Origin of the sequence: Thermodesulfobacterium geofontis OPF15 (assembly GCF_000215975.1) — a bacterium.
Lineage (GTDB): Bacteria > Desulfobacterota > Thermodesulfobacteria > Thermodesulfobacteriales > Thermodesulfobacteriaceae > Thermodesulfobacterium > Thermodesulfobacterium geofontis.
Genome location: NC_015682.1, coordinates 1,274,999 through 1,288,005, shown reverse-complemented (window position 1 = coordinate 1,288,005; position 13,007 = coordinate 1,274,999). Strand labels below are relative to the sequence as shown.

Below are 13,007 nucleotides of genomic sequence, written 5' to 3'. Positions count from 1 at the left end.
ATTTTAAAACATAATGGCTTGGAAAAGACTAAATTTTGAAAATTTAATAATTGATTTTAGTTATTCTTCTGGAACTTCAGAATATCAAGAAGAAGAAATTTTTATTCAACAAGAAAGGGTGGAGAGGGCTTTTGATTTAGCCCTACAACTTGATAAGGAAGGTTATAATGTTTATGTATGTGGTCCAAATGGAATAGGAAGAAGTAGATATACCTTAAAGAGGCTTCAAGAAATAACTCCGACTAAAGCAAAACCTTCGGATATTTGTTATGTAAACAATTTCAAAGATTTTTATCGTCCAAAAGCTATAGTATTACCGGCAGGTTACGGAAGGAAATTAGCAGATTATATTGAAGAAGTTTTGGAATTTTTAAAAAGGGAGACTTTTAAAGCTTTTGAAGGAAAAGAATATGAAGAGGAACTAAGTGCCCTTACTAAAGAAATAGATTCTCAAAAAGAAAAGGTTATAAATGAATTAATAGAAGAAGCTAAAAAATATAATTTAATGGTTCTTTTTGGTCCAGAAGGAGTAAGACTTCTTCCTATTTTTAAAATTGAAACTCCTGTAGCCCAAGAACAATTATTGGAGAGTCCACAATTTAGGGAAGAATATCAAAGAAATTTAAATGCCTTTGAACCTACTTTCAGACAATATATGAGAAAACTTCGTGAACTTGATAGTGCCTTAGGGGAAAATTTAGTCAATTTGAGAAAAAAAATAGCTACTAATATTGTAAATAAAGCTTTTGAAAAGTTGGAAGCAGAATTTAAAGATATAGAAGAGGTAAAAGAATTTATTTCTGAAGTAAAAGAAGAATTAGTTAAAAATATTCATCTTTTTATTGAATGGGAAAAAGCTAAAGGTAATGTGGTTATTCAAAATAGTATTAATAGGGCTCTTAATGTTTTTAGAGTAAATGTTTTAGTAGATAATACAAAAACTGAAGGAGCTCCTGTAATATATGAAAAAGTGCCTACTTTAAAAGGTCTTTTTGGGCAGATTAATTATAGGGCTGAAATGGGAATACTTTATGCTGATCATTTAAGTCTTGCTCCTGGGACACTTCACAAAGTTAACGGAGGTTATCTTGTTTTAGATCTCTGGGAGGTTCTTAAAAATCCCTATGTTTGGATTTTACTTAAAAGGACCCTTCTTCATAAAAAACTATATCTTATGGGAGGAATGATAGAAGAAATTCCTGTTCCTCATGTAGGACTTCTTCCAGAACCAGTACCTTTTTCTGCTAAAGTATTTTTAATAGGAGATTCTTTTCTTTATTATCTTTTAAGTTTTTACGATCCAGAATTTATTGAATTATTTAAGATAAAAGCAGAATTTAATCCAATAATAGAAATAAATAATAAAGTAATAGAGAGCTTTCCCAAAATTATTAAAAAAATCATTAAAGAAGAAAATTTAAAAGAAGTTGATGCCTCTGGACTTTCCGAAGTTCTTAAATATGCCATTTATCAAGCGGGAGATAGAAAAAAAATAAATGTTGTTTTGAAAAATATTATAGACCTGCTTAGAGAAGCAGATATCCTTTCTAAAAATGAAATTATTACTCAAAAAGAAATAAAACAAGCCCTTAGAGAGAAAATATTTAGAGTTAATTTGTTAGAAGAAAAAATAAGAGAACTTATAAAGGAAGGTAAAATAATTATAGATATAGAGGGGAAAAAGACAGGGCAAATTAATGGGTTAAGTGTTTATGTTTTAGGAGATCATAGTTTTGGTAAACCCTCAAGAATTACAGCCAATGTTTTTCCTGGAACAAAAGGAGTTATTAATATTGAAAGAGAAATAGATATGAGTGGCCCCATCCATTCAAAAGGGGTCCTTATTCTTTCTTCTTATTTATATAACAAATATAGCACAGATTTTCCTCTTCAATTATCTTGTACCCTTACTTTTGAACAAGCTTATGAACCTGTAGAAGGAGATAGTGCGTCGGCTGCAGAACTTATGGTTATACTTTCAGCTATTTCTAAAATTCCTATAAGACAGGATATAGCAGTAACAGGTTCTATTGATCAGTTTGGTAATATACAACCGGTAGGGGGAATAAAGGAAAAGATAGAAGGGTTTTATAGAGTGTGCAAACTTACTAATTTTACAGGTGAGCAAGGAGTAATTGTTCCTGCAAAAAATTTTGATAACATTCTTCTTGATGACGATGTATTAGAAGATATTAAAAACGGTAAATTTCATATATATACAGTAGAAACTATTGATGATGTTATAGAAATTCTTACAGGATACAAACCTGAAAAATTTCATAAAGAGGTAGCTAAAGGATTAAAAAAACTTTATCAATTAAGTAAAGAAAAAGAAAAAAAGACTAAAAAGAAAACAAAAACTTCTAAAAAATTAAAAAGTTAGAGTTTTTTTCTTAAAATTCTTTTATCTCCAATTCTTAAAGTTATTTTCTTTTTGTCAAGATACTCTGCTAAGGGGATTAAGTATTTTCTGCTTATCTCAGAACCCAATATTTTTCTAAAGTCAGATAAAGTCATTTCTTTATTTTTGGTTAAAAAATCTATTACTTTTTTCTCAATTTCTTGAAGAATATTTTTATGATAAACTAATTTTTCAGAAACCTTAACCAAAATTTCTTCTTTTAAGAGAGTTTGTGAGAGTTCTTTTGCAGCTTTATATTTATCTTTAAAATCTAAAAGAATTTCATCAAAATCTCTTGGAGTTAGCCCCTCTTTTAATATTTTTTCTTCAATTTGTTTTTTAAGCTCCTCTTTTTCTGTAGAATCAATCATCTTAAATTCAGAAAGAAATAGTATTTCTTTTTCTTTGTTTAAAATTCCCTTTTGTATAAGTTCGTCTATTACATAATTTAAAAATACATCAGGAATAAAAGAAGAAATTCTCATTTTTAAAAGTTCTTTAGTCAATCCAGGACTAAAAGGGTTATTTTTATGATATTCTTTTAAAGTATCAATTATTTTATTTTGAAGTTTTTCTTTAGCATTTTTTGAGAAATACAAAACTTTTTCTTTTTCTTTTAATTTAACTATTTCTTGAGAAAGGTGATCTATTAACTCTTTGAATTTTTCACCAAAAACAGAAACAGCAAGTTGTAAATCCCTTTCTTCTATACCCAGGAATCCCTTTTTTTCTACATAATATTTGATAAGCTCTGGGGTTTCAGCTTGAGAAATAAATTCGAGTTCTTTTCTTTCCCAAGGTTTAGTCCTTTTTCTTCTATAAGAAACTGGATTTATTATTTCTCCTCCACCAACAGTAGTATTAGTGGATGCTCTTCTTAAAATAAATCTATCACCTCTCCATACAGTAACTGGTTTTTGAAGAAATATTTGAGCAATATCAGTTTCTCCTGGTTTTAAATCATCCTTTCCAAAGAGAATAATTTTACCCAGAACTTCTGAAGTACCAACATAAAAAAGAAGATTTTCAAAGTTTCTTATAAAGGGTTTTATATTTTTTAATGAGGTAACTTTTATATCTAACCATTGTGAAGGTTTTAAGACATCTGGTTCAGCAACTACATCACCTCTTTCTAACTCTTCCTTTTCTATCCCTTGAAGGTTTAAAGCTACTCTCATACCAGCATAAGCTGTTTCTACATTTTTTCCATGAACCTGTATATTTCTTATTTTACTTTCCAGTTCCTTAGGATATATTTTAACTATTTGATTTATACTTATTTTTCCAGAGATAGCTGTTCCTCTTACTACAGTTCCAAACCCTTTAATAGTAAAAACCCCGTCAATAGGTAGTCTAAATGGTTGATCTTCAGGCTTCATAATTATTTGGGAAGCTTTTTCATCTAATATTTTTAAAAGTTCTTCTTTTCCCTCTCCTGTAACAGCAGAAAAATAAATTATAGGTGCATTTTTTAAAAAAGTGTCCTTTAAAAATTTTTCTACTTCTTCTTTTACCATTTCTAACCATTCTTTATCAACTAAATCTATTTTAGTAATAACTACAACCCCGTCTTTTATTCCCAAAAGTTCACAGATTTCAAGATGTTCTTTAGTTTGAGGCATAACCCCTTCATCCGCAGCTATAACTAAAATAACTAAATCTATACCAGTTGCTCCAGCAACCATATTTCTTATGAATCTTTCATGCCCAGGAACATCAACAATTCCAGCAAGTGTTCCTGAAGGAAGTAAAAGGTTAGCAAAACCTAAATCAATAGTAATACCTCTTTCCTTTTCCTCCTTGAGACGATCTGTATCAATTCCTGTGAGAGCTTTTACTAAAGAAGTTTTTCCATGATCTATATGACCAGCAGTTCCTATTATAACTCTACGCATTTTTAAAAAATTTACATAAGATATGTAAAATCTCCAAAAGAATTGAAATGAATTGAAATTTCTGCTAAAAGTTTGAGTCTATTTTCTCTTATTTTTTTATCCTCAACCATAACAAATACATTGTCGAAGAACCGATCAATTAATTCCTTAAATTCAAGAAGTGTTTCCAAATATTTTATGTATTCTTTTTTATTTAAAAAATCTTCTAACTTTGGTTGTAATTCTAACATTTTAAAATAAAGCTCATTTTCTTCTTTTTCTTTAAAAAGGGTAGGGTCTAAATTTGGAAGTTTTTCTATTTCAATTCCTTTTAGTATTTGAGAAACCCTCTTAAATCCCGTAATAAGATCAATAAAATCTTTTCTATCTTGAAAATTTTTTAAAGCTTTTATTCTTAAAAATTGATCAAAGGGATTAAGAGGAAGTTTTATGATCACACTAATGAGTAATTTATTAAAACCTAAATTTAAAAATTCACCTTCTAATCTTTTTCTGAAAAATTCTAAAATTTCAGTTAAAGCTTCTTTTTCTCTTAAAAAACTTTGTTTTTCAAGGACTTTTAAAGCATAATTAAAAATATTGTCTAAATCAAGAAAAATATTTTTTCCAATAAGTATTTTTATAATTCCATAAGCTGCTCTTCTTAGTCCATAAGGATCTGCCTCCCCTGTAGGTTTTTCACCACTTCCGAAAAGAGAAACAAGGTGATCGATCTTATCTACTAAAGAAAGAATCGTTCCTTCCCAAGTCTGAGGTAAACTTTCATTTTGTGGAGAAGGAAGGTATTGTTCATATAAGGCTGAGGCTATTTCCTTTTCTCCAAAATAATCTGCATATATGCTTCCCATTATTCCTTGAAGAGAAGTAAATTCTTTAACTACTTCAGAGGCGTGATCAGCCTTAGCATAAAAGCAAACCTTTTTAACTTTTTCTAAATCTATATGAGAGTTTATTTTTTGAGCTAAATAAATTCCGAGCTCAATAAGTCTTTGAGTCTTATCCCATAAAGTTCCACATTTTATATGATAAACTATTCCTTTTAATTTCTCTACTTTTTTTTCTAAGGATTCCTTTAAATCTTTTTCAAAATAAAACTTAGCATCCTCAAGCCTTGCTTTGGTAACCCTTTCATGCCCTTTTTTAAGTACCTCTAAATTTTTAGGAAAATTATTATTTACTGCTATAAAATAGTTTATAAGTTTCCCCTTTTTATTTTTTAAGCATATATATCTTTGGTGTTCTTTTAAGGCTGTAATGACAAGTGGTTCGGGGAGTCTTAAAAATTCCTTAGGAAATTCTCCAACTATAGGAAAAGGATATTCAACTAAATGGGCATTTTCTTCTAATAAATCTTTTTCCATTTCTGGAATGCCTATATTTTTAGAAACTTTTAAAATTTCTTCTTTAGTTTTAAGAATTCTTTTTTCTGGATCTACAATTACATAATTTTTTTCTAAAAGTACTTCATAAGTTTCCCAATCTGCTTCAGAAATTTGGATAGGTTTTTCTGATAGGAATCTATGTCCAAAGGTAAATGAAGATGCTTCAATATTAGCTACTTTTAAGGGAACTACTTCTTTTCCGTATAGACATAATACCCATCTTATGGGTCTTGCGAATTTTATTTCATAATTACCCCATCTCATAGATTTTGGAAAATAAATATTTTGGAGGATATTTAAAAGAATTTGTGGAAGAATTTCTATAGTTTTTTTACCTGGAATTTTTCTTTTTAAACAAAGGTATTCTCCTTTTTCTGTTCTTTTTATAGTTAAATTTTCAGGAGTTAATCCGTATTTTTTAGCAAATCCTAAGGCTTGTTTAGTATAATTTCCCTTTTCATCAATTCCTATTTTTACTGAAGGACCAAGAATTTCTTCTTCTATTTCTTCTTGTTTTTCGGATAAATTTTTAACAAAGAGAGTAAGCCTTCTTAACGTTCCTGCAGTTTTTATTTCTTCAAAGTTTAAAAGACTTTCCTTTAATTTTTTTTCTGTCAAAATTTTTAAACTTTCTAAAGCTGGAATAATAAATCTTGCAGGTAATTCTTCGGTTCCTATCTCCCAAAGTAAATTTTTACCCATTTAATATTCCTCAGTCTCAAGCCATTTTTCAGCTGTTTTTTTAGCTATTCCTCTAACTCTACCTATATAATTAGCTCTTTCTATAGGAGAAAGAACTCCTCTTGCATCAAGAAGATTAAAGATATGTGAACATTTTATAACATAATCATATCCTGGTAAAACAAGTCCACGATCTAAAAGTCTATTAGCTTCCTTCTCAAATTTGTTAAAAAGATCTTTTAGGAGAGAAACATCTGCTTCTTCAAAATTGTAGATGGAATATTCTACTTCTCCTCTAAAATGAATATCTCTATAGGTTATATTTTTATTCCACTTTATATCAAATACATTTTCTACTCCTTGAAGATACATAGTAATTCTTTCAAGTCCATAAGTGATTTCTACAGTAACTGGATTACAATCAAATCCTCCGATTTGTTGAAAATAGGTAAACTGGGTAATTTCCATTCCATCAAGCCAAACTTCCCATCCCAGACCCCAAGCTCCAAGTGTAGGAGATTCCCAGTCATCTTCTACAAATCTTATATCATGTTCTTTTGGGTCTATACCAAGAGCTTTTAAGCTTTCCAAATAAATATCTTGAATGCCATCTGGAGAGGGTTTTATAATAACTTGATACTGATAATAGTGTTGGAGTCTATTTGGGTTTTCTCCATATCTTCCATCTGTTGGTCTTCTACAAGGTTCTACATAGGCTGCTGAAAAAGGTTTAGGACCAAGAGCTCTTAAAAATGTAGCAGGATGAAAAGTTCCAGCTCCAACTTCCATATCGTATGGCTGTAAAATGACACATCCCTTTTCTGCCCAAAATTTATTAAGAGTTGCTATTACTTCTTGAAAATACATTTATCTTTTCTCAACAAAAATTACTTGATTTTCTTTTTCATCTCTTTTATCAATATAACCAATAACATAACATTTTTCACCAAGAGCCAAAATGAGGTTCTTAATTTCTTCTAATATATCTTCACTTATTATTAAAATAAAACCTATTCCACAATTAAAAACTCTAAACATTTCTTCCTCAGAAATATTTCCTAATTTTTGAATAAAATCAAAAATAGGTAAGATTTCCCAGGAACCTTTTTCAATAACTGCTTTACAGTTTTTAGGTAATATTCTTGGTATATTATCAATAAAGCCCCCACCTGTAACATGAACACATCCTTTTATAGGAAGATTTTTACTAAGAATAGTTTTAATAAAAGGAACATAAATTTTAGTGGGAGTTAAAATTTCCTCTCCAAGAGGTTTTTCCAATTCTTCAGGAATATAATCTAAACTAAATTTGTTTTCCTCAAATAGAATCTTTCTTACTAAAGAAAAACCATTGCTATGAAGCCCGCTTGAGGGAATTCCTAAAAGTATGTCTCCAATAGAAATATTAGAACCATCTATAATTTTATCCCTTTCTACAATACCTACAACAAAGCCAGCACAATCGTAATCTTCTTCGGCATACAATCCTGGCATTTCAGCAGTTTCACCGCCTAAAAGTGCACATTCAGAAATTTTACATCCTTCAACAATTCCTTCTATTAACTCTGAAAAGACCTTTTCATTGAATTTACCAAAGGCTAAATAATCTAAAAAAAATAAAGGCTTTGCCCCAGAAGTAATGATATCATTTACACACATAGCAACAAGGTCTATTCCAATTCCTTTATGTTTATTCGCTTTAATTGCTACCTTAATTTTTGTACCTACTCCGTCTGTTGAGGCTGTAAGTACAGGATTTTTATAAGAAGAAATATCTAAAGAAAAAAGACCGGAAAAACCGCCAATCTCTGATATAATCCCTTTTTGGGGAAGATTGGCAGTAAATTTTTTTACAATTTCTACCAAAAGAACTGCCTTTTCTAAATCAACACCAGCAGATTTATATTTTTCTGCTATACTCATAAATTCCCCTCTTTATATAATTATATAATCTTTAAATGCCTAAATTTTATAATACATTTTGTCAAAAACAAGATTTTTAGATAAAATATAAAATAACTATGGAAGGTAGATTTCCTCAAAAGGTTTCAGAAAAGGAAAGAGAAGAGATTTTAAAATATTTAGAAGATAGGTTTGGTATAGAACCCTTTTATTTTGAAAAATACGAAATTTTAAGAGGAGTTTCTAATTTTTGGCTTTTTCCGAAAACTTTTTATTTAGAAAAACTTAAAAATCTTCAAGTTCAAACAGTAGGACTTTTATTTTTGAGACAAGTTTCTAAATATTTAAAACCTACCTCAGCCTTCCTTCAAAGATTTGGTTATTTAGCTAAAAAAAATATAATTACCCTTCCAGAAGAGGTCATTTTAATTCTTAAAGAGAGAAATAAAGTAGAAATAGAACTTGATTTAGAGCCCGGGTATGTGATTTTAAAAGATAAACACTGGATACTTGGATGTGGGCTTTATTTACCTGGTAAGCTTTTCTCTTACTTAGAACCTAAAGTTTTAAAAAATTTATAAAAACCTTTAAGAAACAGGTTTTTCACATTTTACAGAAAAAGATAAATTTTTTTCACCCTTTACATTTCCAATTATTTGATTTCTTAATACTTTATCTCCTACATTAACAATAACTTCATCAAGTCCTAAAATTGTAGCTTTACATTGCTCATTTTCTATAACTATATGAATATTATTTTGTTTGTAACCTATACCTTTAATAATACCAGCAATTGGTGCTAAAATAGAAAGAGGTCCTTTAGTTTTTAAAATATGATTTCCAAGTTCTATAGGTTTCCCATCTAAGGGATTTACTGCGTAAACTTTTTGAGCTTTTTGGACTTTTGCTTTTTCTTTTTCTATATTTTTTAAAATTTTATTATACGCAAATGTTATAGTATTTTCTTCTTTTTCAATACTAAGTATTTTTCTTATTAGAGCTTTTTCTATAAATTTAAACCTTTCTTCTTCGTTTAGGAAGGTTAAATAATCTGGATTTTTAAAAAACTCAGAAGAATCTTTACTATAAAGTTTTTTTACATAAAAAGTTATATATAATTTAAGAAATTTTTCTTTATCTTTTTTTAATATTTCTTTCTTTTTTTCAAGTTCAACTAATTGGTTTTTTTTATATTCAATCTTTTGACTTGTATCTTTTTTAAAAGCTTGTAAAATACTCATATAAAAAAAAATAAAAATTATAAATATTAAAAAATATAGTTTAAATTTCATACTTTTTATAACTTAATATTATAGTTAACCAGGGAAAGAAAAATACAGTTAAAAATATATAAATCCCGAAATATAAAAGATGATATTTTTGGGAAAAATTGGGATAAATTTTAAAAAATGGAATTATAGAAGATATGCTATCTGAAATGTAAAAATATATAAAGGCTGAATATACAAAGGCCATAGTTAAAATTGACCCAACAAAAATGAATCTTAATAATTTAAATTTTTTAAGAGTTCCTCCTAAAAGAAGAAATATCTGGGTTTGACTCTTTAAATAGGAGTTTATCAAAGTATTTAAAAAATAAAGAAAAATTAAATAAAATAAAGCCCATGTAATAGCAAGAACTAAAAAACCCAGTTTAAAAAAATAAGCAAAATATATTAATTTGAAAAATCCAAGTTCTGAAATTTCTATATTGGGATTTGTTTTGGTTAAAAGGTTAAGTTGAGTTTTTAATGCGGGATAATCTTTTATAGAGGAGGGATAAATTTTAAGAATATATGGGAATTGAGATTTCAACTCCTCTTTAGAAAAAATTTTTAATATTTCAGGAGGGAGATCTTTTTTTGATTTTTCTAATAATTCCTCTGGAGGAATTACTACTATATTTTTTACGTAAGGAAATTTTTTTATCTCTGAAGATAAATTTAAAATATTCAATGGATTAGTTTCAGAAAAAATAAGTAAATTTATGGGTAATTTGTCTTCATAGGTTTGCAAAAGATTTTGAATATTTAAATAAAAGAAAACAATAAATAAAGAGAAAAAATTCCAAAAAAAGAAAAAAATAAAAAGGAAAAAATAGTAAAAAATACTTTGTTTTAACTCAATTTTACTTAAATACCTAAACATTTTCTACTAATTCACCTCTATTAAGTCTAACAATTTTTCCTAAATTTTGATTTAAAATAACAGGATCATGAGTAGCAAGAATAATAGTTTTTCCTTCTTTATTAAAATCCTTGAAAATTTCCAGTATTTCATTTATACTTATTGGATCTAAATTTCCAGTTGGTTCATCAGCAATTAGAACCTCTGGGTCTCTTATAATAGCTCTAATAATGCTTACTTTTTGTTGCTCTCCTCCGGAAAGCTCTTTTACTTTTTTTTGAGCTTTTTGAGAAAGATTGAATCTTTCCAAATATTCATAAATAAGAAATTTTGTATCTTTAATAATTTTTTTAGAGAGAACCAAAGAAATCTTAATATTTTCATAAACTGTTAATTCTGGAAAAAGTTTATAATCTTGGAAAATAATTCCTAAATTTTGTCTAAGAAGACTTAGTTCTTTTGATTTAAGTTTGGAATAGGGGATATTTTCATAAAATATTTCACCTGAGGTGGGTCTTTCTTCTCTATAAATAAGTTTGAGTAAAGTTGTTTTACCTGCTCCTGTAGGACCTGTAAGAACTATAAAATCTCCCTTATAGATTTCTAAACTAATGTTTATAAGAGCTTTAAAAAAGGGAGGATAAATTTTGCTTACATTTTGTAAAGTTATTAAGGCCATTGCAAATTATTATAATTAAAAATTTTATTTTAACAAATCTTTTGACAATTTAATTCTTTTTGTTATACTTAGAAAAATTTTAAAGGCAAATTTTTATGCTAAGATTCTTAAGAAAGGGTGCCACCTCTTTATATGTCAAGCTTTTTTTTATAATCATTGTTATTGTTTTTATATTTTGGGGAATAGGTAGCTTTACCTCAGAAAGGAAAAATTTAGTAGCTAAGGTTAATGGAATTCCTATTACTTTAAAAGAATTTCAAGAATATTATAATTTCCAAATTTCAAGATTAAAGCAAACCTTTGGAGAAATTTCAAGCAAAGATTTAGCTAATTTAAAATTAAAGGAACAGGTTCTGGAAGAGCTTATAAAATTAAAACTTCTTGAAGATCAAGCTGAAAAATTGAAAATAAGAATAACACCTGTAGAAGTTACCTATGCTATTTCTCAAATACCTTCTTTTCAAGAAAATGGAAAGTTTAGTCCTACAAAATACCAATATATTTTAAGAGAACTTGGAATCTCTCCTGAGTTTTTTGAAAAATTAATTAAATCTGATTTGATTTATCAGAGGCTAAAATTTCTTCTTACTGCACCTATTATGGTTTCAGAAAGTGAAATAAAAGAATATCTGAAATATAATAAGCAAACCTTAGAAATTTTAGAAATTGACCTCCCTATAAAAACATGTATCCAAAAAGTAGCTTTTACTGAAAAAGATCTTGAAAATTATTATCTTGCTCATAGAGGTCTTTATAAGGAAAATGAAAAGGTTAAACTAACTTATCTTCTAATACCTTATGAAGCTAAGGCAAAGGTTACAGAAGATGAAATTAGAAAATATTATGAAGAAAATATAGAAAAATTCAGAGCTCCTTTAAGAGTTAAATTAAAAAGAATTTTTATTTCTGCTGATCAACCTAATGCTTTTGAAAAAGCCAAAACTATTAGATCTGAATTAAAATCACTTTCTGACTTTTCAAAATTTGGAGAAATTAAAAGTGAATGGTTTGAAGAATCTGCTCTCCCAGATACTATTAAGGAAATTGTTAAAGCTTCCCATCCTAAAGATATTATTGGACCTATTAAAACTCCTTCTGGATATTTAATTTTAGGAATTGAAGAAATACAACCTCAAAAGATTTTAAAACTTTCTGAAGTAGAGTCAGAAATTCGTAAGTTCTTAGAAAAAGAAAAGATAATGAATGAAGCTAAGGAAAAAGCAAACAAAATTTATTCTGAAATAGTTAAAGCAAATAGCTTAACTCTTTGGGCTAAAGAAAATAACGTTAGCTTAAAAGAAACTGATTGGATTACCCAAAAAGAATTGGGTGAGAAATTTAATAATTTTAAATTAGCCCAGAAGGTATTTAATTCTCCTAAAGGAGAATTTTTTGCTCCTGTAGATACACCACAAGGGATATTATTAATTGAAATAAAGGATAAAAAACCTGAAAGAATCCTGTCTTTTGAGGAAGCAAAAGAAAAAGTTAAAAAGGATTTTTTAAATGATAAAGGTAAAGAATTATGCGAAAATAAAGCCCAACTTCTAATTTCAGACTTAAAAAGCAAAGATAAAATAACTCCAAATGATCCAATTCTTAAAGATTTTAATACTAAAGAATTTAGAATAAATAGATATCAATTAAAAGAAATCTTTTCTCCTTTAATTTCTCAAGAACTAAGTAATGTGGGAAAGAGCGGGCTTATAGAAAAAACTTTTTGGGAAAAGGATGATTTAAAGATATTTTTTATACAAAAGATTCTACCTTTTGAGGGAGAAATTAAAGAAAATGAGCTTTCAGAAGCCTTTTTAGATCTTTTAAGAGAAAAAAGAGAAACATGGTTTAAGACTTGGTATCAACTTTTGAGAGAAAGAGCCAAAATTAAAATTTATCCAATTTTTGAAAAACTTTAATCTATTTCTAATTTAAATTTAAAT

10 protein-coding genes are annotated in these 13,007 nt (G+C 27.9%); 3 read left to right on the top strand and 7 right to left on the bottom strand.

Annotated features, from left to right (window positions below):
- Positions 1–13: 13 nt before the first annotated feature.
- Entirely contained in the window at positions 14–2,383 is a 2,370-nt protein-coding gene (locus tag TOPB45_RS06640; RefSeq protein ID WP_013910065.1) for a Lon protease family protein, read from the top strand.
- Here TOPB45_RS06640 and selB read toward each other — a convergent pair.
- The 4 genes from selB to purM are packed head-to-tail and all read right to left on the bottom strand — an operon-like array spanning position 2,380 to position 8,282.
- Positions 2,380–4,296, bottom strand: coding sequence for a selenocysteine-specific translation elongation factor (selB, locus tag TOPB45_RS06635; RefSeq protein WP_013910064.1), 1,917 nt, complete (start codon positions 4,294–4,296; stop codon positions 2,380–2,382). The genes TOPB45_RS06640 and selB overlap by 4 nt on opposite strands.
- Positions 4,297–4,307: 11 nt before the next feature.
- On the bottom strand, positions 4,308–6,380 hold the full coding sequence (gene glyS / locus TOPB45_RS06630) for a glycine--tRNA ligase subunit beta (RefSeq protein ID WP_013910063.1): 2,073 nt from the start codon (positions 6,378–6,380) through the stop codon (positions 4,308–4,310).
- Positions 6,381–7,226, bottom strand: a complete 846-nt coding sequence (locus TOPB45_RS06625; RefSeq protein WP_013910062.1) for a glycine--tRNA ligase subunit alpha — start codon at positions 7,224–7,226, stop codon at positions 6,381–6,383.
- Positions 7,227–8,282: a phosphoribosylformylglycinamidine cyclo-ligase gene (gene purM / locus TOPB45_RS06620; protein WP_013910061.1), complete on the bottom strand. Its 1,056-nt coding sequence runs from the start codon at positions 8,280–8,282 to the stop codon at positions 7,227–7,229.
- Positions 8,283–8,380: 98 nt separating this feature from the next.
- Here purM and TOPB45_RS06615 point away from each other — a divergent pair, with 98 nt between their 5' ends.
- Complete coding sequence (locus tag TOPB45_RS06615) at positions 8,381–8,842, top strand: hypothetical protein (protein WP_013910060.1); 462 nt, start codon at positions 8,381–8,383, stop codon at positions 8,840–8,842.
- Positions 8,843–8,848: 6 nt separating this feature from the next.
- On the opposite strand, the gene TOPB45_RS06610 is transcribed toward TOPB45_RS06615, so the two are convergent.
- From TOPB45_RS06610 to TOPB45_RS06600, 3 genes are read right to left on the bottom strand one after another with little or no spacing between them, the layout of a single operon-like run.
- Complete coding sequence (locus tag TOPB45_RS06610) at positions 8,849–9,553, bottom strand: M23 family metallopeptidase (protein WP_041430370.1); 705 nt, start codon at positions 9,551–9,553, stop codon at positions 8,849–8,851.
- Positions 9,543–10,409: a hypothetical protein gene (locus tag TOPB45_RS06605; protein ID WP_013910058.1), complete on the bottom strand. Its 867-nt coding sequence runs from the start codon at positions 10,407–10,409 to the stop codon at positions 9,543–9,545. The genes TOPB45_RS06610 and TOPB45_RS06605 overlap by 11 nt, the downstream gene beginning before the upstream one ends.
- A complete protein-coding gene (locus tag TOPB45_RS06600; protein WP_013910057.1) occupies positions 10,402–11,067 on the bottom strand; it encodes a cell division ATP-binding protein FtsE in 666 nt (221 codons plus the stop codon). The genes TOPB45_RS06605 and TOPB45_RS06600 overlap by 8 nt, the downstream gene beginning before the upstream one ends.
- 95 nt (positions 11,068–11,162) lie before the next feature.
- On the opposite strand from TOPB45_RS06600, the gene TOPB45_RS06595 reads away from it, so the two are divergent.
- Complete coding sequence (locus TOPB45_RS06595; protein WP_013910056.1) at positions 11,163–12,983, top strand: SurA N-terminal domain-containing protein; 1,821 nt, start codon at positions 11,163–11,165, stop codon at positions 12,981–12,983.
- The last annotated feature ends 24 nt before the right edge of the window (positions 12,984–13,007 follow it).